The sequence below is a fragment of the Hirschia litorea genome (genome assembly GCF_042665075.1).
Taxonomy (GTDB): domain Bacteria; phylum Pseudomonadota; class Alphaproteobacteria; order Caulobacterales; family Hyphomonadaceae; genus Hirschia; species Hirschia litorea.
The window spans coordinates 661,564-684,868 of sequence record NZ_JBHTBR010000002.1; the positions used below are offsets into that span (position 1 = coordinate 661,564).

Below are 23,305 nucleotides of genomic sequence, written 5' to 3' on the forward strand. Positions count from 1 at the left end.
CTTCATTACTCCGCTGGTTCCAACGCTTTAAATTCATGAGACGATACGCCTTCGCTGGCGCGCTCCTTCCATGGATCAATTTGAGCGAATTTTTGAGAATATAAGAAACGTGCGTAGAGGGCTTTTCGGTTTTCCTCGTCATCTACGATTTGTTCTTTTACTTTTTCGAGACCAACCCGCTCAGCCCATTTGTAAATGCGATCCAGATACCATGCCTGCTCTCTATAAAGTTGCAGTAGAGCAGCGGAATACTCCAAAACTTCTTCTTCAGTTTGTAGCTTTGCAAGTATTACAGTGCCTTGAATATGCATACCGGCGGCACCGGCATAATGAAGCTCATAACCAGAATCCACACAAATAACGCCAATATCTTTACACGTTGCCTCAGCGCAATTTCTCGGACAACCCGATACACCTACTTTGATTTTATGAGGTGTCCATGATCCCCACATCATGCGTTCAAGCTTGATTCCCAAGCCTGTCGAATCCTGAGTGCCCACACGACACCAGTCTGTACCCACGCACGTTTTGACAGTTCTAAGGCCTTTGGCATATGCATGCCCAGACACCATTCCCGCTTTGTTCAGATCATCCCAAACCGCTGGTAGATCATCCTTTTTGACACCCAGCATATCTATGCGTTGTCCCCCAGTGACTTTCACTGCTGGGATTTGGAATTTATCGACTACATCTGCGATAGCGCGTAGCTCATTGGATGTAGTCATGCCGCCCCACATTCGTGGAATAACAGAATATGTTCCGTCTTTCTGAATATTGGCATGTACACGTTCATTAATGAAACGTGATTGCGCATCATCAACATATTCACCCGGCCAAGATGAGACGAGGTAATAATTCAGCGCAGGGCGACATTTTGCACATCCGCAAGAAGTTTTCCAACCCAGCTCTTGCATAACAGCTGGTATTGATTTCAGTTCTTTTGAAATTATCAAACGACGCACATCGTCGTTACTTAAGTCAGTACAGCTACATACTGTAGGCACCGCATTCGCTTCGAACGCATCCCCTAGTTTCCATGCAAGTAATTTTTCAACAAGACCCGTACAAGTTCCACAAGACGAAGATGCCTTTGTGCAAGCTCGCACACCTGCAATATCAGTAAGTTCTTCCTTATCTATAGCAGAAATAATTTTTCCCTTTGATACGCCGTTACAGCCACAGATTTCTGCATCATCCGGCAAGGCTGCAACGGCCTCCATGGGGTCCAGCGGTGCTGCTCCCGAAAAGCTTTGACCAAAGATAAGATTTTCACGTTCTTCAGGTGCTATAACCGCACTTTCTTTAATCTTCTGGAAGAACCATGCACCATCTGAGGTTTCACCGTAAAGCACGGCCCCGATAAGGCGATCTTCTTCAAGAACTAAACGTTTATAAATACCGCGAGCAGCATCGCGGAAAACAATTTCTTCGCGATTTTCGCCTTCGGCAAAATCACCTGCAGAGAAAAGGTCAACACCTGTTACCTTCAGTTTTGTCGAAGTTTCAGAGTGGGAAAATGCATGATCAGCCTCACCGGCCAAATGCATGCCTAAAACACGCGCTTGCTCATATAGCGGCGCGACAAGTCCATACACATTGCCTTCGAATTCGACGCACTCGCCAACTGAATAGATGTCTGGATCAGAAGTCTGCATATTTGAAGAAACTAGAATTCCGCGCCCAGTATCTAGCCCTGCCTCTTTGGCCAAATCAACACTTGGACGAATACCTACAGCCATGACGACCATATCGGCTTTTAGTTTCGTGCCATCTTCGAGTAGCACCGCTTCAACACAATCTGTTCCAACAATCTCTTTTGTGTTGGCTTTCGTCATGATTTTGATGCCGCGAGAAGATAATTCTTTCTCAAGAAGATATCCTGCGGACGGATCAAGCTGACGTTCCATCAATGTTGGCATGAGGTGCAACACAGTCACGTCCATGCCTTGCATTCTAAGGCCTGCCGCAGCTTCTAGCCCGAGCAACCCGCCCCCGATGACAACAGCGCTTGAATTTTCTTTGTTGGAAAACTCAATCATTTTCTCAACATCATCAAGGTCGCGATACGCCAAAACGCCGTGAAGCTTATGTCCCGGACATGGAATAATGAACGGGTTAGATCCGGTCGCAATTATCAGTTTGTCATAGCTTTCGGTTATGCCAGCTGCTGAGGTGACGGTTTTAGCTTCACGGTCAATTTGCGTCACACGGGCACCGCGATGAAGCGTTATATTATGCTCTTCATACCAGCCATCACCATGAATAATGATATCATCAAAACTCTGCTCACCGGAGAGGACTGGAGAGAGCATAATGCGGTTATAATTCACGCGCGGTTCTGCATTGAAGATAATAACTTCGTATGCGTCCGGCGCAGCTTCAAAAAGGGTTTCAAGTGCACGGCCTGGGGCCATGCCATTCCCTATAACGACAAGTCTAGGTTTCATTGAAACGCTCCTGTCTCAATATTCGAGTTAACTGAATGTTTTTTATCGAGATATGAGAACATGATTTTACGCTGCATCCTCTTTCTCCTTTTTAACATCCGGCTCTGATTCATCAGCTGGGGGCGTCGGGTTTGCGCCGCCTTCATAATCTTCGAGGAACTGGAGAACGCGCTGGCGATAGTCGTAATAATCTGGGTGTTCAAGCAACGCCTTACGTGTACGAGGACGTTCAATATCCACACGCATATCCAGACCGATACGGGCATTGGGACCATTCGTCATCATGATCACACGATCACCAAGCAGAATGGCTTCATCCACATCATGCGTAACACACATGGCGGTCACTTTGGTCTTCTGCCAGACATCCATCAGAACTTCTTGAAGCTCCCAGCGAGTCAAACTGTCGAGCATGCCAAACGGCTCATCAAGTAAGAGCAGTTTGGGACTAAGTGCGAATGCTCGCGCAATACCCACGCGCTGCTTCATACCGTTTGACAAGTCCTGAGCCAGCTTGTTCATCGAGTCTTTTAGTCCGACTCTATAGAGATAATATTCGACAACCTGCTCACGTTCAGCCTGACTTGCATCTGGGTAAACTTTATCAACTCCGATAGCGACATTCTGTTTGGCAGTCAGCCATGGAAATAAAGATGGAGATTGAAACACAACCGCCCTATCTGGTCCGGCAGATGCAACCTCTTTATGGTCAAGAATGATACCGCCTTTGGATACATCATTTAGACCAGCTGCCATTGTCAGTACTGTTGATTTTCCACACCCTGAGTGGCCTATAATGGAAATAAACTCACCCTTCTTCACCAGAGTATCAAATCCATCAACAACTGTTAGCGGTCCTTTAGGGGTAGGATACACCTTACAGACTTGAGAAAACTCTAGGTATCTATCTTCATGTAATCCAGACGTTTTGGAAGCGTCTTCATATACCTTTGGTGGTTTCTGAGTTATCGGCACAACATTTGGTAAAGGCGGTTCTTCACCTTCTGTTTTGGAAGCTGCGCCCACGCCCATAAGATAGGCTGTGACATCTTTGCGAAGCTTTTTAAACTCTGCGCTTTCATTCATTTTGGTGCGGTCACGCGGACGCGGAATATCAACGAGGAAATCAGGTCCAAGTGATGCATTCGGTCCTGGGTTTAGCGGAATTATCCGATCTGCTAGCAATATTGCCTCATCCACATCATTGGTGATGAGAACAACAGTCTTTTTTTCCTGATCCCAAATCTCTGTGATCTCGTCCTGAAGTTTTGAACGCGTTAGCGCATCCAAAGCAGATAAAGGCTCATCAAGCAGCAAAATGTCTGGACTCATTGCTAATGCACGCGCCACAGACACACGTTGGCGCATACCACCAGAAAGCTCGGATGGTTTGCGGTCAGTGGCGTGCCCAAGCCCTACCATTTCAACATAACGTAAAGTGCGTTCTTCACGTTGTTTTTTGGATTCTGATTTAAAAACAGTATCCACAGCCAAGGCGACATTTTCTTTGACTGTCATCCACGGCATTAATGAATAGCTTTGAAAAACAAGCCCGCGATCAGGGGCTGGCCCTTCCACTTTCTCGCCTTTACTAAAAACCTCGCCGGCATCAGGAAATTCGAGCCCAGCGATCAAATTGATCAGTGTAGTTTTTCCCGATCCTGAAAACCCTAGAATGGCAACAAATTCAGAGTCGGCCACTTCTAGATTCACATCTTTAAGTATCTCTGCACGATCAGGTACATCACCATACCATTTGGATACATTTTTAAGCGAAAGTATCGCCATAACAGCCTCCAATATTAGCGGTTAGTTGAGTGAGTGAACATCGTTTGAAGCGCGGCCATGAAGCGGTCGAGAATGAACCCGATAATACCGATCGTCAGCACTGCAACCATGATCTTCGCTAGGGATTGAGATGACCCATTTTGGAATTCATCCCAGACGAATTTTCCAAGACCAGGGTTCTGAGCCAGCATTTCTGCGGCGATCAACACCATCCAGCCTACACCAAGAGACAAGCGCATACCTGTAAAGATCAGCGGCAATGCAGATGGAAGCACAAGCTTTGTTACTTTGGTCCATGCATCCAATTTCAAAACCTTACCTACGTTCACAAGGTCTTTGTCGATAGATGCAACACCCACAGCTGTATTGATCAAAGTTGGCCATAACGAACACAAGGTTACCGTAATAGCTGAAGTCAAAAATGACTTGGACATATTGCCGTCTGTCGCCACTGTCGCAGATACAACCATTGTTACAATAGGTAGCCACGCCAATGGAGAAACAGGTTTAAATATTTGAATTATTGGGTTAAATGCAGCACTCATCGCAGGAGACATACCCATAATAATTCCAAGAGGTGCAGCTATAATAGTCGCGAGAATAAATCCGAAAAATACTGTTTTTAAGCTTGTCCATATCTGCTGATAATAGGTCTGCTTTCCCGTATAAATTCGATCTCGTACCTCTGAACCTCGACCAGCTGCTACTAAAGCCTCGTTGCGCGTATCCTGACGAGCGTAGAAAGCATCTGCCTTTAGTTTTTCTGCCACATGATCTTTATGAAGAACTTGCGCCTGTTCCCATACTTGAGACGGCCCAGGAATAGCCCCCAAAGACGTTTTAACTGTGGGTGCCAACTGCGCCCAAGCAAACATAAAAATCAGCAACGCTAGAATTGGAATACCCAAACGCATCCAGAGCGCTTTTCCCTGCTCCCTTGGATTATCACCAGCCGCAATCATAAGGATTGGCGTAATCCAAGATAAGCCGATCGCGTCAAGAAATTTCGAAGCTTTATTGATGCCAGTGAATATACGTTCTTTGCGGGCCTCTTTTAATTCAGCCGCGCTTGGCGCACCTTCATTAGAAATATCTAATTTCTTTTCAATAGGTTGAGCAAGACTCATAGTGTCAAATCCGTTGTATTACCGTTCAGCAGAACTGGTGAATTTTGGAATTTGCGGGTATGGCAAAACTGAATTTGCCTTACCCGCATGTTAAATCTTAGTCTGCATTCACTATTCGATGACCTTGGAGGCTTCGATGCGTTGCGTACCTTTCAGGCCGATATCGAAACTTTCAAGGTAAGCATTCGGCGTACGACCGTCGTAAGTTACCCCATCAATAAATTCATTGACTGGAGGACGGTAACCATCTGTTTCCCAAGGAAAATCTGCTTCATTTGCTTGTCCATTCTCAACAAGTAACTTTGCAGCCTCTAAATAAATATCAGGTCGGTAGACACTTTTAGCAGTCTCGTCATACCACTCGTCTGACTTGCTTTCAGAAATTTGACCCCACCGACGCATTTGTGACAAATACCAAACAGCATCTGAATAATATGGGTAGGTCGCATTGTAGCGAAAGAAGACATTAAAATCAGGGACTTCCCGTTTATCACCTTTTTCGTATTCGAAAGTACCTGTCATAGAAGCTGCAATGACATCTGCATCTGCACCCACGTATTCGGAGCGAGAAAGAATCTCTACAGCTTCTGCACGATTGGCATTTTCATTTTCATCCAACCACATTGCTGCACGGATGAGTGCTTTTGTCAGCGCAAGAGTTGTGTTTGGGTTAGCTTCGGCAAATTCTTTAGTTATTCCAAAGACTTTTTCGGGATTATCTTTCCAGATTTCATAGTCAGTAATTACCGGAACCCCTATGCCCTTGAACACCGCCTGCTGGTTCCATGGTTCCCCGACGCAATAGCCGTGAATAGTCCCTGCATCTAACGTGGCAGGCATCTGGGGCGGTGGTGTTACTGACAAGAAAGCGTCCGCTTGAATTTTACCAGATGTATCGTCTGGAGAATAATATCCTGGGTGTATCCCACCGGAAGCTAACCAATATCTTAGCTCGTAATTATGGGTCGATACCGGAAACACCATCCCCATGTTGAATGGCTTACCCTCTTGCTTAAACTTCTCAACGACTGGCTTTAGATAGTCAGCTTTAATTGGGTGTACGGGGCGGCCATCATCCATTTTCGGAATATGAGGTTTCATTTCTGCCCAAACTTCATTTGACACTGTGATGCCATTACCATTTAGGTCCATTGAAAAAGGTGTAATGATCTCCGCTTTCGTACCATAACCAATGGTCGCCGCTATCGGCTGGCCGGCAAGCATGTGAGCTCCGTCCAATTCACCATCAATCACACGATCAAGAAGAACTTTCCAATTCGCTTGAGGCTCAATGGTTACGTACAGCCCCTCATCTTCAAAAAAGCCTTTTTCATACGCAATAGCTAACGGAGCCATATCGGTGAGCTTGATAAACCCAAGCTTAAGATCAGTTTTTTCCAACTGAAGCATTGAATCTGTGGAGACCAATGCATTTTGTGATGCTTCAGTTGTTGTGGCAGGTTTTTCGCCACTACAAGCTGCTAATATCAGTGTTGTGAATGATGCTATGCCTACACATAGTCGACGAATGCCAAATTGCTTAGACGGATTTAAACTAGCAGTTTCTATAGACACAATTGTCATGGGTATTCCTAACCGGGGTATAAAACTTGCGGCAAATACGCAGTTTTTAAATTTGAACAGAAATTCGAGATAATCTACATAATTACAATTACTTAGATTGTAATTTGAGATACGAATCGCGTCCCTCGGCGGACAGCGACATATGTGGCAACGTCATCATTGCTTGGTTGAACGTTAGCTTGAAAAATTTATTTTTCTCAATACGAGTGATGATAAGCGCATTAGAATATGAGCTTTGCGCCCTAAAAATGCACAACCTTTAAAAAGTAATGCCTAGAAATTGAGCGGGAACCACCCGTGCGCCCTGAAGGCCACAACGGTAAGTTATAATTTACTGTTTGCTTAGTGCCTTGCGGAGCACCGATACGAGAGAAGGAGAAGATTGGGAGAGATGTTCTGCATGCGGTGCCCATATCAACCCGATAGACCGAACAATTTCAAATCCTGCTAGCTTACGCATTTTAACTCCAGACCATCTATAACTGTCCGGCATTATTGTAACGCCCAATCCTGCTCTAACCATTTCCAAAACGCGCTCATCATTTGATGAGCGATATGCAAAAAACGGTCGCACCCCTCTCTCGGTAAAATGACGGCTCGTTTCAGATAGAGCCTCACAATGGCGCCTTACGATCATTACGTTATCGGCTAGTGCTTCTCCAGGAATTGAGGTTTGATCAACAAGGTCGTGATGCTCTGACATCGCGATGGAGTAGCCTTCCTCAAAGAGCTTTTCTTCGAAAAAACGTTCACCTCCTCGGTCAACCAGCGTCAATGCTGCATCAACGCGCCCTCTTGCGAGCTGATTGGTAAGCTCCCTTTCACTTCCCTCTATCAGTTCAACTCGGCTTCCATAATCAGCATTAGAATTCCCATCATCTTTTATTTTATTAGCATTCCCGATCGCGTCAGAAATGATAGCTGCTGAAATACTAGTCAGCACACCAAAACGGAAAACGGGCTTGGGCTCCAATCCTCGAACAGCGCGTTCAGCTTGATTGAAATCACTTTCGATCCGACGCGCATATTCAAGTAATTGCGTACCCGCATCAGTAATATGAATACGACGATTAGCACGATGAAATAACTTGGCTTCTAACGACTTCTCCAATTTGCCAATCCCAACCGACAGAGTTGGTTGAGCGACATTCAAGTGAGCGGCCGCACGGGAGAAATTTCCATGATCAACAACAGCAAGAAAATAACGAAGGAGATAACGATCAATCATAGATACTATCTATACCATGCATAGTTTAATTTCAATTTTATCTATTCATCTAAAAATGCTAACGTTGGGCTAAAGAGGCAAATTAAGCCCTATCCATGCTCGGGAGTAAAATCACCATGATGAATCTAGATTTCGCATTAGGCGAAACAGCAGACATGATCCGCGAAACTTGTCGTCGTTTTTCAAATGATAGAATCGCGCCGATCGCGGCTGATGTCGATGCGAACAATAAATTCCCCCGTCACTTGTGGACTGAAATGGGAGAATTAGGTCTTCACGGAATTACTGTCTCTGAAGAAGATGGTGGTTTAGGACTTGGATATCTTGAACACGTCGTCGCTATGGAAGAGATTTCTCGCGCCTCCGCATCAGTTGGTCTATCCTACGGCGCGCACTCAAACCTTTGCATCAATCAACTACGTCGCTGGGCGACACCTGATCAAAAAAAGAAATATCTCCCAAAGCTTATATCTGGTGAACATGTCGGATCACTCGCTATGTCTGAAGCAGGTGCGGGGTCAGATGTTTTGGGAATGACCACAAAAGCTGAAAAAGTCGATGGCGGTTTCCTTTTGAACGGCACTAAATTTTGGATAACAAACGCCCCCGAAGCTGACACACTTGTCGTCTATGCCCGCACAGACCCCAACAACAAAAACCATGGTGTAACCACTTTCATTGTAGAAAAAGGCTTTAAGGGTTTTTCTGTTTCAAAGAAATTAGACAAAATGGGTATGCGCGGATCTGATACTGCGGAGCTTGTCTTTGAAGACTGCTTTATTCCCGAAGAAAATATAATGGGCGAACTTAATGGCGGTGCTAAAGTGCTTATGAGCGGGCTTGACTATGAACGTGCCGTTCTCGCCGCTGGACCTATTGGAATAATCCAAGCCTGTCTTGATGTGTGTGTTCCCTATGTAAAAGAACGCAAACAATTTGGAAAACCAATCGGTAGTTTCCAACTTGTCCAAGCGAAAATCGCAGACATGTATGTCGCTCTCAACTCCTCACGCGCTTATGTGTATGCTGTAGCACGTGCCTGTGATGCCGGACAAACAACGCGCTTTGATGCAGCAGGTGCGATCCTTTTAGCGAGTGAGAACGCGGTAAAATGCTCACTCGAAGCCATTCAAACATTAGGCGGCGCTGGTTATTTGAAGGAATGGCCTGTTGAGCGCCTACTTCGTGATGCAAAACTCTATGACATTGGTGCGGGTACAAACGAAATACGCCGTTTCCTCATCGCACGGGAGCTTTTAAATCAATGAGCGCACCAACACTAGAATCAAAAATAGATCTCGGTTCTGAAGCTTTCAAAAAACGTCATGCGACGAATAAACAATTAAGCGCTGAACTAAGAGAGCGTATATCAAAAATAGCTCTTGGCGGCTCGCAAAAATCTCGCGATAAACATGTTGCACGGGGTAAACTTCTGCCGCGTAATCGTGTGACACAGCTTCTTGATGCTGGCTCTCCTTTTCTGGAACTCAGTCAACTTGCAGCATATGATATTTACGACAATGAAGTGCCTGGCGGCGGTATCATATGCGGTGTTGGTCGTGTAAGTGGGCGCCAAGTCATGATCGTCGCAAATGATGCGACTGTGAAAGGTGGAACTTACTTCCCGCTTACCGCTAAAAAGCATCTGCGTGCTCAAGAAATAGCAGAAGAAAATCACTTACCATGTATTTATCTGGTGGATTCAGGTGGTGCAAACCTACCGCACCAAAGTGAGGTCTTCCCTGACCGCGACCATTTTGGTCGTGTGTTCTTTAATCAAGCAAATATGTCGGCAAAGGGTATTCCGCAAATTGCTTGTGTGATGGGGAGTTGCACTGCGGGCGGTGCTTATGTTCCTGCCATGTGCGATGAATCTATCATCGTGCGCGGCCAAGGCACTATCTTTCTAGCAGGTCCACCTTTGGTGAAAGCCGCTACTGGTGAAGAAATTACCGCCGAAGAGCTGGGCGGTGCGGATACGCACGGTCGAAAGTCAGGATTGGTAGATCATGTGGCAGATGATGACGATCACGCACTAACTATTGTGCGTGATATTATCTCAACGCTTCCTCCTCAGACATTACCTGAATTGAACATCAAGCAGGTTAAAGCGCCATTATATGATGCGGATGAAATCTATGGTCTCATCCCTGAAGATTTAAAAACTCCCTATGATGTGCGTGAAATTATTGCCCGCCTTGTCGATGGAAGCGAGTTTCACGAATTTAAAGCAACCTTTGGTGAAACGCTCGTTTGTGGCTTTGCGCACATTTGGGGAATGCCTGTTGCAATTTTAGCCAATAACGGCGTGCTGTTTTCAGAGAGCGCTCAAAAAGGCGCGCACTTCATTGAGTTAGCCTGCCAACGGAAGATCCCTTTATTGTTCTTGCAGAACATTTCTGGCTTCATGGTTGGAGGCAAGTATGAAGCGGAAGGGATCGCGAAACACGGTGCCAAAATGGTAACAGCCGTTGCGACCGCGCAAGTGCCAAAAATTACAGTGTTAATCGGCGGTAGCTTTGGCGCAGGAAATTACGGGATGTGTGGCCGCGCCTATTCACCCCGCTACCTATTTACGTGGCCAAACAGCCGCATCAGCGTCATGGCGGGAGAACAAGCTGCAAGCGTTATGGCAACTGTAAACCGTGACGCCGCAAGCTGGACGCCAGAACAGGCAGAAGCTTTCAAGCAGCCTATTCGCGACAAGTATGAAGCTGAAGGAAGTCCATACTTTGCTTCTGCTCGATTGTGGGATGATGGAATTATTGACCCTGCCCAAACACGTGATGCAGTAGGCCTAGCTCTAGCCTCCACACTTAATGCTCCAATTAAAGATCATGCCCAATTTGGCATGTTTAGGATGTAGCGCCATGATAAAAAAAATACTTATAGCCAATCGCGGCGAAATTGCATGTCGCATCATTCGCACTGCGCAAGAGATGGGTATCGCTACAGTTGCTGTATATTCCGATGCCGATGCCAATGCGCTTCATACTCAATCAGCAGATGAAGCAGTCCATATTGGGCCTTCTCCTGCTGTGGAGAGCTATCTTATTGGTGAAAAAATTATAGCTGCCGCTAAGCAAACCGGCGCGGACGCAATCCATCCGGGTTATGGTTTTTTATCTGAAAACGCAGCGTTCGCAGATGCAGTTGTAGCAGCAGGAATTACTTGGATCGGTCCTAAATCCTCATCCATTCGCGCGATGGGCTTAAAGGATGCTGCTAAAACACTTATGGAAAAAGCGGGCGTTCCTTGCACGCCTGGTTATCTTGGTGAGGATCAGTCCGTAAAGCGTCTGGAAAAAGAAGCCAAAGCAATTGGATACCCTGTCCTTATCAAAGCTGTAGCTGGCGGCGGCGGTAAAGGTATGCGCAAAGTAGACAATGCTAAGGACTTCGCTGAATCTCTCAAATCATGTCAACGCGAAGCCTCTTCTTCCTTTGGTGATGATCGCGTATTATTGGAAAAATGGATTACAGCTCCGCGTCATATTGAAGTGCAAATATTTGGAGACAAACACGGAAATGTTGTCCATTTATTTGAAAGAGATTGTACACTTCAACGCCGCCATCAAAAGGTTATTGAAGAAGCCCCCGCATTTGGCATGGACGAAATCACCCGTGCTCGCATCTGTGAAACGGCAGTACTCGCGGCCAAAGCCGTTGACTATGAGGGCGCAGGAACGATTGAATTTATTGCTGACGCTTCTGGTGACTTAAACGCCGATAGCATCTGGTTCATGGAAATGAACACACGTTTGCAAGTGGAACATCCCGTTACAGAGGCGATCACTGGCATTGATCTTGTCGAATGGCAGATACGTGTAGCTGCAGGTGAGCCAATTCCTGTTAAACAAGAAGAGTTAAGCATCAACGGTTGGGCTATGGAGGCTAGACTTTATTCCGAGAACCCCACGAACGGTTTCTTACCATCTATAGGTAAAATTGACCTGTTAAACATGCCTTATGGTGTGCGTGTCGATACTGGGATTCAAGATGGAGCTGAAATCACTCCTTTTTATGATCCAATGGTCGCCAAGCTTATTGTACATGAAGAAAACCGCGAATTAGCTATGCATAGTCTTGCGGAAGCATGTGAAAACGTTTCGACCTACCCTGTGATTAACAATGCTGGATTTCTTTGCAATCTTTTGAACCATGAAGCATTTGAAGCGGGAGACTATACCACCGGATTCATTGATTCACATTTAGAAGCTCTTACAACAAAACCTCCCTTAGAGGTTGATAAACTAACGGCTATATCACTTCTTCTAAGTGACGAAGATAAAGCCGGACCATGGAATGGACTATTCGGTTTCAGGAATGGATCGCAAGCTGACATCTCCATACGTATAAGCGTTGATGGCGAGACCCACACTATAAGTGTAGACCCCAATTGTGATGACTGCCCTTATTGGGAGCAAGTCTCAAGCGGTCTTCTTTGTATTGATCAAGGGTGGCCCTACCTTGTGTCTCTGCCGCGCGGTAAAGCTAAATCGAGTGCTGGTGATTTATCAGATGGTCAGATTACATCCCCGATGCCGGGAAAAATTCTATCACTTTCTGTCGCACAAGGTGATGAGGTGACAAAAGGACAACCCCTTGTCACACTTGAGGCCATGAAAATGGAGCACGGAATGAACGCACCTTTTGACGGTAAGATAATTTCAGTGAACATTGAAGCTGGGCAAAATGTTATGCAGGGCGTGATTTTGTTGGAAATAGAAGCTCACTCAAGTGAAGAGGCTTAACCATGGCTGGTAAACATTTTGACGAATGGAATATTGGCGACATTATAAAACACGATCTTCGTCGCACTGTGACAGATACTGACAATATTATGACAACCACGCTTACACATAATCCTCAGCCTTTACATTTAGATAGAGAATACGCTGAAGGCACTGAGTTTGGACAAGTCGTTGTAAATGGCATTTTTACGTTTGGGTTAATGGTCGGAATTTCTGTAGGTGACACGACTTTAGGAACCCTGATCGCAAATCTTGGCTATGATAAAGTCATTATGCCAAACCCTGTTTTCATTGGGGACACACTACGCGGTGAAACTGAGGTAACTGAGTTACGAGAGAGTAAATCACGCCCTACTGCCGGCATTGTGACGTTCACGCATCGAATGTATAACCAACGTGATCAGCTTGTTTGCCAATGCTTGCGTACCGCGCTGCTAAAGAAAGCAAACACATGATTTTAAGATCACTCCTGTTTGTTCCTGCAGACCGTCCAGATCGTTTTGATAAGGCGCTCAATTCTTCTGCGGATGCCATTATACTTGATATGGAAGACTCCGTTGTCCCGTCGCGTAAGGAAGAAGCACGTATTGCAGTAGCTTCTTTTTTAGAAAAAACTTCCCCTAAACCAATCTTTGTTCGAATTAATCCACTTACGACACAGTGGGCTGCAAAGGATGTATCCGCACTTATTATTTCACCGCCAGATGGAATAATACTTCCTAAAGCAGAGGGCGCAAAATCTATTCGCAGCCTGTTAAAGCTTCTGAATGGGAACGTCATCCCTACTATTCCTATAGCGACAGAGACAGCAGCATCTGTGTTTGAATTAGGCACATATAGGGATGTAGCTGAACACCTTATTGGCTTAACATGGGGAGCTGAGGACATGCCTGCCTCAATAGGAGCATCTACTTCTAGGCATGAAGATGGCAGCTACACGCCTCCCTATGAGATGCTTCGTAGCGTGTCTTTGTTTGCTGCACATGCAGCAGACGCGGCAGCAATAGATACTGTATATGTAGACATTAAAAATCTAGACGGCCTAGCCGCATACGCTGCGCGTAGTCGCCGCGATGGATTTACAGGAATGCTTGCAATACATCCAAGTCAAACAGACATTATCAACGCAGCATTTACGCCCACTGCCGAAGAAATTCAGCATGCCAATATGATAGTTGACGCATTCTCAAACGATCCTGAAGCTGGCGCATTACAGATCAATGGGAAAATGGTTGATGCACCCCACCTCATACAAGCTCAAAAATTACTCGCACGCTTTGCACCTACAAATTAAATTCCCTCACCCTTTCAAAGGTATTCAAGAGTGAGGGTTCTTATGTGCAATGCCTAACTGATACTCGCACGCGCAACGTCTGCGCGATAAGTAAGTCCTGAAAACACAAAACATAAAATACTCAATGCATTGAAAATTAGAATACAACGCAATGCTTGAGTAAGTGGTGCAGCAATGCCTTGAGAAGCAAAGTAGTCACTAAGCCCGCCAGCGATTAAAGGCCCGCCACCTATACCAATCAAGGTCAAACAAAACAATGTAAATGCCGATGCGAATGAACGCATTTGAAGCGGTACTAACTCCTGCGATGAGGTATATGCAATGCTCGCATAAATGAGACCTATGAAGCTAGGTACGATATTCCAAGCATAAGCTAAATTAACGTTTTCCGCTCCTAAAAACATCCAAGAAAAGGGTAAAGCGACAACAGCACAAATCCCGATCATCCAAGGCCGCCAGCGCAGGTCTTTAGTCGAGAGCTTATCACACACACTTCCTAAAAATATTGCGCCTAGGCTTCCTATAACACCAATCATTACTCCCAATGGAAGTGCTACATCCATTACTGACAGATTATAAGTGCGTTGGAGGTGGCTTGATATAAACGCAACATAGGCGTTGGCGGATATACAAATCATAAGACAACCGCCAAGCAACCACATAAGAGATTTCTGTGTCCCAATAAACTTTAATGTTTCAGAGAGACTCGGCGCTTCTGCATGCTCTTCGCGTTTTTCAGATAAGCCACGCTTAGGCTCTTTAATTGTAAAGCGCACCAGTAACGCCAACAAAAGTCCGGGTACACCCGCAACAAAAAAGGCTACCCGCCATCCATATTGAGCATATACCATTGCAGCCAGCACGTATCCGATCATGATACCGATACCAATTCCAGAGGTATAAATGCCCAACGCCATAGCACGCTGTTTGGGCGGGTAGAGATCAGCAATGATACTCGTCGCTGGTGGAGTTCCCCCCGCCTCACCAATACCCACGCCCATGCGCGCAACAAGTAAATGCAAAAAATTCTGTGCGAACCCAGAAACAGCAGTCATCCCAGACCACACTGCGAGCGCAAGTGCAATAATGTTACGGCGATTTCCTCTGTCAGCCCACATAGCAACTGGAATGCCTAAAGTCGCATAAAATGCTGCAAAAGCTAGACCCGTTAGCAAGCCTAACTGACTGTCTTTGAGATTGAGTTCCTGCTTAATTGGTTCAAGCAGAGTTACCAAAATCTGACGATCTACATGGTTAAATGTATAAACCAAAGTCAGCAAACCCAAAATATAAGCACGTCCTTGTATTTTTTCACCGGACGATTGTGAGACATCTGAAGTTTCATGAGAGCTCATTATTAGTCCTCCAGCTTTCTAAGAAATTTTTCTATTGATTTCACACAGATTGGCTCGTCCAATATGGGCGCATGACCAGTATTAGGCACTGTAACAATCGTCGCTCTCCCATGTCTGTGCACCATTTTGGCTGCGGTATCACTGGAGAAAAGGTCAGAAATCTCACCGCGAATTACCAATAATGGTCGTTTATAGGTTGCTGCGAACAGTGCCCATGTCTGCATTTCAGCTGACACGTCGATTTGAATATTTTTCAAACTCTCAGCAATGGCAGGATCGTAATCTAAAACAATCTTGCCATTTTCCAATTTCCTATGAGTTCGTTTCGCGAAAGCTAACCAGTCCTCGAATTTGAAGTCGGGAAACGCCGATATCTGGGATTTTTGTACAGCTAATGCCGCATCCTCCCAACTATCATGCTCTATAAAGCTTCCAACATATCCGGCTATTCGATCTAGCCCTATTTTCTCCAACTTGGGTCCAACATCATTCAAGACTACACCGACTAATTCTTCCGACAATATTTGACTAAGAATAAGCGACAAAAGCCCCCCCATGGAGGTGCCGATTAAAACTAACTTTTTGTAAGTCAGGACTTTTAGAAGTTCTTGTATATCTTGGGTATAAATGTCGAGACGATAATTGCTGGAATTTGGGTCTCTCTCAGATTGTCCACGCCCCCTTACATCCAAACCAATATAACGGTGATTAGGAGATAGTTTTTCAATCAACGGCTCGAAATCTTTATGATTGCGCGTTAAGCCATGCAAACAGAGCACGGTAAGTTCGGCGTCTACTGGACCATAAGATTTCGCGTATAGATTCAAACCATCACGTGATTGAAAGCGAATTTCACCACTCATGTTTTGTTTCCTCACCTTTATATTTTTCAACAAATGTTGAACATGAAAACGCCCTAGACACAATACTCATTTGCAACATCTATAAATCTAGACTTTTCTTTCTTCATCCCTATTGTCACCTGATGGTAAATGCGACTCAATCAAACTCAACTAAAGGTGGCGATCGGATCGATCGACGCAAACGTATTCTTGATGCAGCTGAAATATTATTCTCTAAAAATGGCTTTGATGCCGTCACTTTAAGAGAAATAGCAAAGCTTGCAGAAGTAGACCTCGCCTTGCCCAATTACTATTTTGGGCGCAAACCAAAAGTATTTGAAGCTGTTTTCAAACGCCGCGCAAAGCTCCTTAACGATTGGAGACTTGATGCCCTTGATAAAGCCGTAGAAGCGGCGTCACCATCGCCTCCATCTGTACGGGCTATTATGGAAGCCTACTTAAAACCGGTACTCACCGGTAAGCATATTCCTAAACCCGGTTGGCGGGAATACTACGCGCTCGTGGCTTATGTGAACAACTCCTCCGAGTGGGGAGGAAAATTAATGTCAGAGTTTTTCGACCCGATGGTTGAACGTTTCCTTGAACAAATTAAAGCAACTTTTCCAAATGCTTCAGAAGCGGACATGTTGTGGAGTTATCACTGCTTATCCGGTGCGCTAACCCTCGCTTTTGCGCAGACAGGCCGCTTAGATACGCTCTCACATAACAAACTTAAGTCCACAGACCTCCAATTGGGGTATGAAACCATTTTGGAATTTTGTGTCGCTGGCTTTGAAGCAACTTGCAACAAACAAAACCAAATCATAAAGTCAAAAGGATAGCGTCCGACTTAGAATGGCCGCTATCCTCAGGACTTCTTGTTTCACTAATATTTGAAACCTAACGACATAGTTACAGTTCTTGGATTCCCATAGAAAGCTGTTAGCGTTCCTTCTAGTCCCAATGTCGGTGTAAACGTACCGTCAGCGTTCACATTCACAAAATTGTATCCGGCAACTTTGTATCGTTCGTCGGTTAAATTTTTACCGTGCAATCCAAGCGTCCACTTATCTCCTGGCGCGGTCCAAACGAGGCTAAGATCATAAAGCGTGAATGCTTCTTGGTCCAAATATGGGTTTGGCGATTCAAACTGACTGGAGTCACTTTTGTAGGATACGGTACTTGCTACATTCAGGTCACCGCCTCCCAAAGGCGTGTTATATGTAAATACTCCGCTCGCGCTCCACTCAGGAGTATTCTGAAACACTCGCTCATTTGAGACATCTATTTCATTGACAAAGTACTCGTCATATTCTGCGTTTATGTAACCGACTGTCACAGACGTATTGAAGAAATCACCACTCGTGAAAATGTCTTCGGCCACATTTGCTAAAGCTTCAAATTCGATACCTGAAACTGTTGCCTGTCCGGCATTTGTTGTAACGCCTGTAAAAGTGTCATTGACGCCATCATTGTCAGTATCCACACCTATTGAACCTGGAATTTGCACATCAGTGTAATCCATAACAAAGGCAGCAAGGTTGGTGTTTACGCGTCCTTCGCCAAAAGTAGATTTAAGTCCCACTTCAAAGCTATTAACAGACTCAGGATCAAAGGACATGAACTCATAGATTTCTTCATCAGAAACAATGCTATCTTGGTTTAAATCAGGTGCTGCTGAAGTTTGTCCTCGCGGATCGAAGCCTCCTCCTTTGAAACCTTTTGATATAGATCCGTAGAGATTGTGATCAGGTGTTGGCTTATAACTTAAAGCTATACGTGGCGTGAACTCATCCCATTCATTCTGGCCGTTGAAGTCTGACGTTGTTGCAATAACAAACCCATTGCCATTAAAAGATTCAGAAAAACCGCCCAAATAAGTCCGACGCAAAACCGTTGATGCTCGCTCGTCATGGGTAAAACGCCCTCCAACAGTCAATGTTAGCTGATCGGTAAAGTCATAGCTAAAGTCTGCATAGGCTGCCCAGGTCTTAGTGCTTACATCTCCAAAGGTTTGCGCGTTCAATCCCGGAAGGTTCAGCAATGTTCCTGTAGTTCCTAGCAAAACATCAAACACCGTCGATGAGTTGGCATCAAGGTAATAGATACCAACCAGTCCATTGAGGCGGTTACCTGTGTAGGATAATTGCAATTCATTCGACAGTTGATCGTTTTTATAAATTGCAGGAACATCTAGGTCAGCAGATTGTAAACTATCAAAATCTATCGGTGAAACTGTTTCATCTTCCCGATAAGCTAAGATGTTTTTAATAGATATGGCATCATTAACATCGAAAGTCGTAACAAAGGAGCCGCCATAGGCCTCCACCTCTTGTTGAACAATATTTAAGCCTGCTCGCGTATCAAATACATCTCCCAACACCGGCGCGCCTGAAAGTTGCCCTGGTATCAAACGGTGTCCTTGGCGAGCTTTAGAATCATCTTTTGTGTAATCACCTGAAAGCTTGAAAGATAGCGAATTGGTTGCATCGAGCTCCATCGACACACGGCCCGCTAAGACATCTTTGTTATAATTCTCCTCACCCGTGACTACGTTTTTTCCAAATCCGCCTCGCTGCAAACTTGTAACGGCTGCACCCAAGCGAAAGGAGTCGGTAATGGGGACGGATCCTTTTATAAGCCCTTCGACTTGATCGTATGTTCCGATAGCTGCACTCGCCGCGAATTCTGGCTGATCTGAAAGGCCGCGGGTCACATATTTCACCGCACCACCGATAGTGTTGCGCCCATAAAGTGTTCCCTGAGGGCCGCGCAAAACTTCTATACGTTCTACATCAAACACATCCAGAACTGCACCTTGTGGGCGATTTAGATAGACGTCATCTAAGTAAACACCAACGCCGCTTTCAAAACCAGAAACAGGATCTTGCTGCCCCACACCACGAATGAAAGCAGTCAAAGTTGAATTCGTTCCGCGAGAAACTTCCAACGTCACATTGGGTGACAATTTAGATACTTCGGTCATATCCGCAACGCCGAGTTGTGCCAATGACTCTCCACCGATAGCTGTTACAGAAACAGGAACGTCTTGCAGATTCTGTTCACGTCGCTGCGCCGTCACAACGATTGTATCGAATTTTTTAGATTCATCTAATGATTCGCTAGAAGCCTGAGCTATAGCAACTCCTGCCATAGTCGATGTACTTGCTCCCAGTAACATCGCTATTGCAAATGATTTCGCTGTTCTGTGCATTTATTTCCTCCCAAAACGAGTCTTGCAGACTTCAATTTACACAACATTATTCAACGCATGTTGATTTCAACAAGTGTTGAAAGTATAGATAGGTGCAAGACCTGTCAATTGGTGTAAATATGCCGCAATGAACCATAAGATGTTCGTGCTAAAAAATAGGGGACATGAAATGACGACAAAAATTTATCCAGATGCGAAAACTGCACTGGAAGGCCTCCTGCAAGATGGGCTTACCATTGTTTCCGGAGGTTTCGGATTATGTGGTATCCCTGAATTACTAATCGCCGCCATTAGAGATAACGGCTCAAAAGACCTTACAGTCATCTCCAATAACGCTGGCGTGGATGGGTTTGGATTGGGTCTACTACTGCAGAACCGGCAAGTTAAAAAAATGATCTCATCCTATGTGGGAGAGAACAAAGAATTTGAACGCCAATATCTGAACGGCGAACTTGAATTGGAATTCAATCCACAAGGAACACTTGCCGAAAGATGTCGAGCTGGTGGTGCTGGTATAGCCGGCTTCTACACAAAAACTGGTGTTGGAACTGTCATCGCTGAAGGCAAAGAACATCGAGACTTTAACGGTCAAACACACATTCTTGAAACTGGCCTAACGGGTGACATCGCCATCGTAAAAGCATGGAAAGGAGATGCACAAGGCAACCTTATCTATCGAAAAACAGCTATGAATTTCAATCCTGACATGGCTATGGCGAGCAAGATGACGATTGCTGAAGTTGAAGAGATCGTACCTGTCGGATCTCTTGACCCTGCACATATCCATACACCGGGAGTTTTCGTTCAACGCGTCATTCAAGGTGATCATGAAAAACGCATTGAAAAAGTAACAACTCGTCCGGGAAAGGAGGCTTAATCATGGCTTGGGATCGTAACCAAATGGCTGCACGCGCAGCTCGAGAACTTCAAGACGGTTTCTATGTAAATCTTGGAATAGGCATTCCTACCTTAGTCTCCAATTATATTCCTGAAGGTGTCGACGTCACACTTCAATCTGAGAATGGAATGTTAGGAATGGGCCCCTTCCCGTTTGAAGGCGAAGAAGATGCAGATTTAATAAACGCCGGAAAGCAAACTATAACTGAGCTGGACCGGACTAGCTTTTTCTCTTCTTCTACTTCTTTTGCAATGATCCGAGGTGGTCACATCAACCTAGCAATACTAGGCGCAATGGAAGTTGCTGAAAATGGCGACCTCGCAAATTGGATGATTCCCGGCAAGCTCGTTAAAGGCATGGGCGGCGCTATGGATCTCGTTGCAGGTGTCCAGCGCATAATTGTTGTGATGGACCATGCTAATAAGCGTGGAGAGTCAAAATTATTGAAAGAATGCACGCTTCCGCTAACAGGAAAAGGTGTCGTAGACAGGATCATCACTGACCTAGGCGTTTTCGATGTTGTTGAAGGCGGCTTAAAGGTTATTGAGCTAGCTCCTGATGTATCAATGGAAGAAGTTCGCACTAAAACCATAGCGAAATTGGTAGACTAAATTATGAACCAGCACCCATTGAGTGATTTTCTAAATCTTACAGGACTTAATGTTCTTGTGACGGGATCCACTAGTGGTATCGGGCAAGGTATCGCAACTGGTCTCGCCTTAGCTGGGTGCAATGTAATGATAAACGGCATGGGAACGCCTTCCAAAATTGAGGCGTTCCGTGCCAATCTAGAAGCTTCATCCAACCGGAAAATAATATATTCCGATGCTGACTTAACGAAGCTAACAGAGATTGAAAAAATGTTTTCACATTTTGAAAAATCTTTGGGTGAAATACATGGCATCGTCAACAATGCCGGCATTCAGCACGTCGCTCCGATAGAGGAATTTCCCACCGATATGTGGGATAGGATTATAGCTCTAAATCTCAACTCGGTATTCCACACGAGTCGACTTGCGTTCAAACAAATGAAGCAACGTAAATGGGGCCGAATTATCAATATATCATCGGCACATGGCCTTACGGCTTCCCCCTTTAAGTCCGCTTATGTCACGGCTAAGCATGGAGTAATGGGGTTCACAAAAACAGCAGCGCTGGAGGGAGCGGAATTTGGCATTCGAGTGAACGCAATTTGCCCAGGCTATGTGCGCACCCCTCTTGTTGAAAATCAAATCAACGATACTGCAAAAGCTCTTAACCTCCCTATAGATCAAGTCATCGAAACCGTCATGCTAGAACGTCAACCAACAAAAAAGTTCACTACAATAGAAGAAATAGCTCGAATGACGTGTTTTCTCATGTCAGACGCAGCTCCGAGTATTACCGGTGCTGATATAAAAATGGAGGGTGGTTGGACCGCCCTATAAACATTCAATACAGTTCAAAAATAAAGAGTAATACATAAGTGGTCAGCTCTCCTTTTTCGAATATCCCTGAAGGGTTTCATATTCTTCAAAGTCGTGGACCATTTGCAGACCTGAATGGTCCATTTTATCGCAAATTGCCCAATGCTGGAGACACAGCAACCGTTTTTGGGTTTCTCCCCTTAGAACGACACGCGAATAGTTTAGGCTTTGTACATGGCGGTATGATTTCTACTTTGCTTGACGGTTTTATGGCGCAAGCAATTGCAGAATCTTACAAACGAAAATTGGTGACCCTCACACTCAACATAGAGTTTAAGCATGTCATCCCTATTCACCGATGGGTTCAAGCAGATATTGAACTAAACGAAATTGAAAAGAACGTGATCTCTGGCGTAGCTTCTCTAAGTTCACGCAATCGAACATGCGCCACAGCAAAAGCAACCTTCAGATTATTCAACCGCTAATCACCCAAAGATGACCTTTCTTAGCATATTCAATGCGGTCAGTATCAACAACACACCAAAAACACGGCGTAACAACCCACCATTCATTCCGTGTGCGATCCGAGCACCTAAAGGTGCAAGTGTTGTAGTCATCAAAGCTATCAGAACAAAACCTGGCAGACTTAAATATCCCATAGAATACGGTGGGAGGTTTTCAACTGACCCCCCACTATATGCATAACCAAGTGCAGCCGGCAGACCAATAGCAGCACCAAAACCTGCACTCGTCCCTATAGCCTGATGAATAGGACGGCCAAACAAAACAAGCGTTGTTACACCAAAGACACCGCCACCTATCCCCATTAGAGAAGAGCAAATGCCTATAATCGTCGAAATAGCCCAACTGACCGGTCCACGTGGAACATCATCGGATAGCCGCCATGTAGGCCGACCAAATATCAATTGAGCAGCAAGCAAAAGAGCAATACTTCCGAAGAAAATTGTCAAAGCCCGACCCGAAATAATTGATGCCAGAAAGCTTCCACCAAGTGCACCAAGCATAATACAGGGTGCCCATTCCTTTAGTATTCTCCAATCTACAGCCCCCTTTGAATGATGGGACATAACAGACCGTACTGAAGTAGCAATTATAGTTGCTAAGGACGTACCCACAGATACATGCATGGCTGTCTCGCCATAGCCCAATGAGCTTAATGTGAAATACAGTGCTGGCACGATAATTACACCGCCTCCAACACCGAACATACCAGCAGCAATCCCTGCGCCTGCACCTGCTGCCAGCAAGGCTAGGAGTAAATTACTATTCTCGATCAGTATATTCCACATCCCATATTCCAATGTTCAAAGGCGATTCACAAACAGAAACACAATAAAAAAAGCCGCT

19 protein-coding genes are annotated in these 23,305 nt (G+C 45.1%); 10 read left to right on the forward strand and 9 right to left on the reverse strand.

Going from position 1 to position 23,305, the window contains the following annotated elements; all coding sequences use genetic code 11:
• Positions 1 to 5: 5 nt before the first annotated feature.
• From nirB to ACFQS8_RS03175, 5 genes are all read right to left on the reverse strand, one after another.
• Positions 6 to 2,447 carry a nitrite reductase large subunit NirB gene (gene nirB / locus ACFQS8_RS03155; protein WP_382165626.1) on the reverse strand — a complete coding sequence of 814 codons (2,442 nt, stop codon included), beginning with the start codon at positions 2,445 to 2,447 and terminating at the stop codon, positions 6 to 8.
• A gap of 66 nt (positions 2,448 to 2,513) precedes the next feature.
• Entirely contained in the window at positions 2,514 to 4,235 is a 1,722-nt protein-coding gene (locus ACFQS8_RS03160; RefSeq protein ID WP_382165628.1) for an ABC transporter ATP-binding protein, read from the reverse strand.
• A 14-nt stretch (positions 4,236 to 4,249) separates the two neighbouring features.
• Positions 4,250 to 5,362, reverse strand: a complete 1,113-nt coding sequence (locus tag ACFQS8_RS03165; RefSeq protein WP_382165630.1) for an ABC transporter permease — start codon at positions 5,360 to 5,362, stop codon at positions 4,250 to 4,252.
• A 111-nt stretch (positions 5,363 to 5,473) separates the two neighbouring features.
• Complete coding sequence (locus ACFQS8_RS03170; protein ID WP_382166578.1) at positions 5,474 to 6,772, reverse strand: CmpA/NrtA family ABC transporter substrate-binding protein; 1,299 nt, start codon at positions 6,770 to 6,772, stop codon at positions 5,474 to 5,476.
• A gap of 505 nt (positions 6,773 to 7,277) precedes the next feature.
• Positions 7,278 to 8,174 (reverse strand): LysR family transcriptional regulator, encoded by an 897-nt coding sequence (locus ACFQS8_RS03175; protein WP_382165632.1) that lies wholly within the window; start codon positions 8,172 to 8,174, stop codon positions 7,278 to 7,280.
• A 116-nt stretch (positions 8,175 to 8,290) separates the two neighbouring features.
• Between ACFQS8_RS03175 and ACFQS8_RS03180 the strand changes: the two genes are divergently transcribed.
• From ACFQS8_RS03180 to ACFQS8_RS03200, 5 genes are read left to right on the forward strand one after another with little or no spacing between them, the layout of a single operon-like run.
• Complete coding sequence (locus tag ACFQS8_RS03180) at positions 8,291 to 9,442, forward strand: isovaleryl-CoA dehydrogenase (protein ID WP_382165634.1); 1,152 nt, start codon at positions 8,291 to 8,293, stop codon at positions 9,440 to 9,442.
• Complete coding sequence (locus tag ACFQS8_RS03185) at positions 9,439 to 11,040, forward strand: carboxyl transferase domain-containing protein (RefSeq protein WP_382165636.1); 1,602 nt, start codon at positions 9,439 to 9,441, stop codon at positions 11,038 to 11,040. Before ACFQS8_RS03180 ends, ACFQS8_RS03185 begins: the two co-directional genes overlap by 4 nt.
• A gap of 4 nt (positions 11,041 to 11,044) precedes the next feature.
• On the forward strand, positions 11,045 to 12,928 hold the full coding sequence (locus ACFQS8_RS03190; RefSeq protein ID WP_382165638.1) for an acetyl/propionyl/methylcrotonyl-CoA carboxylase subunit alpha: 1,884 nt from the start codon (positions 11,045 to 11,047) through the stop codon (positions 12,926 to 12,928).
• A gap of 2 nt (positions 12,929 to 12,930) precedes the next feature.
• Positions 12,931 to 13,383, forward strand: a complete 453-nt coding sequence (locus ACFQS8_RS03195) for a MaoC family dehydratase (RefSeq protein WP_382165640.1) — start codon at positions 12,931 to 12,933, stop codon at positions 13,381 to 13,383.
• Entirely contained in the window at positions 13,380 to 14,222 is an 843-nt protein-coding gene (locus ACFQS8_RS03200; RefSeq protein WP_382165642.1) for an HpcH/HpaI aldolase/citrate lyase family protein, read from the forward strand. Before ACFQS8_RS03195 ends, ACFQS8_RS03200 begins: the two co-directional genes overlap by 4 nt.
• A 53-nt stretch (positions 14,223 to 14,275) precedes the next feature.
• Here ACFQS8_RS03200 and ACFQS8_RS03205 read toward each other — a convergent pair whose 3' ends face one another.
• Positions 14,276 to 15,577, reverse strand: a complete 1,302-nt coding sequence (locus ACFQS8_RS03205; protein ID WP_382165644.1) for a spinster family MFS transporter — start codon at positions 15,575 to 15,577, stop codon at positions 14,276 to 14,278.
• A 2-nt stretch (positions 15,578 to 15,579) separates the two neighbouring features.
• A complete protein-coding gene (locus tag ACFQS8_RS03210) occupies positions 15,580 to 16,440 on the reverse strand; it encodes an alpha/beta fold hydrolase (RefSeq protein WP_382165646.1) in 861 nt (286 codons plus the stop codon).
• Between the two features lie 122 nt (positions 16,441 to 16,562).
• Here ACFQS8_RS03210 and ACFQS8_RS03215 point away from each other — a divergent pair, with 122 nt between their 5' ends.
• A complete protein-coding gene (locus ACFQS8_RS03215; protein ID WP_382165648.1) occupies positions 16,563 to 17,261 on the forward strand; it encodes a TetR/AcrR family transcriptional regulator in 699 nt (232 codons plus the stop codon).
• Positions 17,262 to 17,305: 44 nt separating this feature from the next.
• On the opposite strand, the gene ACFQS8_RS03220 is transcribed toward ACFQS8_RS03215, so the two are convergent.
• Positions 17,306 to 19,633: a TonB-dependent receptor gene (locus ACFQS8_RS03220; protein WP_382165650.1), complete on the reverse strand. Its 2,328-nt coding sequence runs from the start codon at positions 19,631 to 19,633 to the stop codon at positions 17,306 to 17,308.
• A gap of 169 nt (positions 19,634 to 19,802) precedes the next feature.
• On the opposite strand from ACFQS8_RS03220, the gene ACFQS8_RS03225 reads away from it, so the two are divergent.
• The 4 genes from ACFQS8_RS03225 to ACFQS8_RS03240 are packed head-to-tail and all read left to right on the forward strand — an operon-like array spanning position 19,803 to position 22,422.
• Positions 19,803 to 20,510 (forward strand): CoA transferase subunit A, encoded by a 708-nt coding sequence (locus ACFQS8_RS03225; protein ID WP_382165652.1) that lies wholly within the window; start codon positions 19,803 to 19,805, stop codon positions 20,508 to 20,510.
• 2 nt (positions 20,511 to 20,512) lie between these two features.
• Positions 20,513 to 21,142 carry a 3-oxoacid CoA-transferase subunit B gene (locus ACFQS8_RS03230; RefSeq protein WP_382165653.1) on the forward strand — a complete coding sequence of 210 codons (630 nt, stop codon included), beginning with the start codon at positions 20,513 to 20,515 and terminating at the stop codon, positions 21,140 to 21,142.
• Between the two features lie 3 nt (positions 21,143 to 21,145).
• Complete coding sequence (locus tag ACFQS8_RS03235; protein WP_382165655.1) at positions 21,146 to 21,958, forward strand: 3-hydroxybutyrate dehydrogenase; 813 nt, start codon at positions 21,146 to 21,148, stop codon at positions 21,956 to 21,958.
• Between the two features lie 38 nt (positions 21,959 to 21,996).
• Entirely contained in the window at positions 21,997 to 22,422 is a 426-nt protein-coding gene (locus tag ACFQS8_RS03240) for a PaaI family thioesterase (protein WP_382165657.1), read from the forward strand.
• Here ACFQS8_RS03240 and ACFQS8_RS03245 read toward each other — a convergent pair whose 3' ends face one another.
• Positions 22,423 to 23,247, reverse strand: coding sequence for a sulfite exporter TauE/SafE family protein (locus ACFQS8_RS03245; RefSeq protein ID WP_382165659.1), 825 nt, complete (start codon positions 23,245 to 23,247; stop codon positions 22,423 to 22,425).
• Between the last annotated feature and the right edge of the window lie 58 nt (positions 23,248 to 23,305).

What these genes read in the sequence shown, in the direction of transcription:
- ACFQS8_RS03230 (WP_382165653.1), top strand. Translation starts at nt 20,513, where the DNA reads ATGGCTTGGGATCGTAACCAAATGGCTGCACGCGCAGCTCGAGAACTT.
- ACFQS8_RS03200 (WP_382165642.1), top strand. Translation starts at nt 13,380, where the DNA reads ATGATTTTAAGATCACTCCTGTTTGTTCCTGCAGACCGTCCAGATCGT.
- ACFQS8_RS03185 (WP_382165636.1), top strand. Translation starts at nt 9,439, where the DNA reads ATGAGCGCACCAACACTAGAATCAAAAATAGATCTCGGTTCTGAAGCT.
- ACFQS8_RS03170 (WP_382166578.1), bottom strand. Translation starts at nt 6,772, where the DNA reads ATGCTTCAGTTGGAAAAAACTGATCTTAAGCTTGGGTTTATCAAGCTC.
- ACFQS8_RS03175 (WP_382165632.1), bottom strand. Translation starts at nt 8,174, where the DNA reads ATGATTGATCGTTATCTCCTTCGTTATTTTCTTGCTGTTGTTGATCAT.
- ACFQS8_RS03225 (WP_382165652.1), top strand. Translation starts at nt 19,803, where the DNA reads ATGACGACAAAAATTTATCCAGATGCGAAAACTGCACTGGAAGGCCTC.
- ACFQS8_RS03190 (WP_382165638.1), top strand. Translation starts at nt 11,045, where the DNA reads ATGATAAAAAAAATACTTATAGCCAATCGCGGCGAAATTGCATGTCGC.
- ACFQS8_RS03235 (WP_382165655.1), top strand. Translation starts at nt 21,146, where the DNA reads ATGAACCAGCACCCATTGAGTGATTTTCTAAATCTTACAGGACTTAAT.
- ACFQS8_RS03195 (WP_382165640.1), top strand. Translation starts at nt 12,931, where the DNA reads ATGGCTGGTAAACATTTTGACGAATGGAATATTGGCGACATTATAAAA.
- ACFQS8_RS03245 (WP_382165659.1), bottom strand. Translation starts at nt 23,247, where the DNA reads ATGTGGAATATACTGATCGAGAATAGTAATTTACTCCTAGCCTTGCTG.
- ACFQS8_RS03205 (WP_382165644.1), bottom strand. Translation starts at nt 15,577, where the DNA reads ATGAGCTCTCATGAAACTTCAGATGTCTCACAATCGTCCGGTGAAAAA.
- ACFQS8_RS03220 (WP_382165650.1), bottom strand. Translation starts at nt 19,633, where the DNA reads ATGCACAGAACAGCGAAATCATTTGCAATAGCGATGTTACTGGGAGCA.
- ACFQS8_RS03180 (WP_382165634.1), top strand. Translation starts at nt 8,291, where the DNA reads ATGATGAATCTAGATTTCGCATTAGGCGAAACAGCAGACATGATCCGC.
- ACFQS8_RS03215 (WP_382165648.1), top strand. Translation starts at nt 16,563, where the DNA reads ATGGTAAATGCGACTCAATCAAACTCAACTAAAGGTGGCGATCGGATC.
- nirB (WP_382165626.1), bottom strand. Translation starts at nt 2,447, where the DNA reads ATGAAACCTAGACTTGTCGTTATAGGGAATGGCATGGCCCCAGGCCGT.
- ACFQS8_RS03165 (WP_382165630.1), bottom strand. Translation starts at nt 5,362, where the DNA reads ATGAGTCTTGCTCAACCTATTGAAAAGAAATTAGATATTTCTAATGAA.
- ACFQS8_RS03160 (WP_382165628.1), bottom strand. Translation starts at nt 4,235, where the DNA reads ATGGCGATACTTTCGCTTAAAAATGTATCCAAATGGTATGGTGATGTA.
- ACFQS8_RS03210 (WP_382165646.1), bottom strand. Translation starts at nt 16,440, where the DNA reads ATGAGTGGTGAAATTCGCTTTCAATCACGTGATGGTTTGAATCTATAC.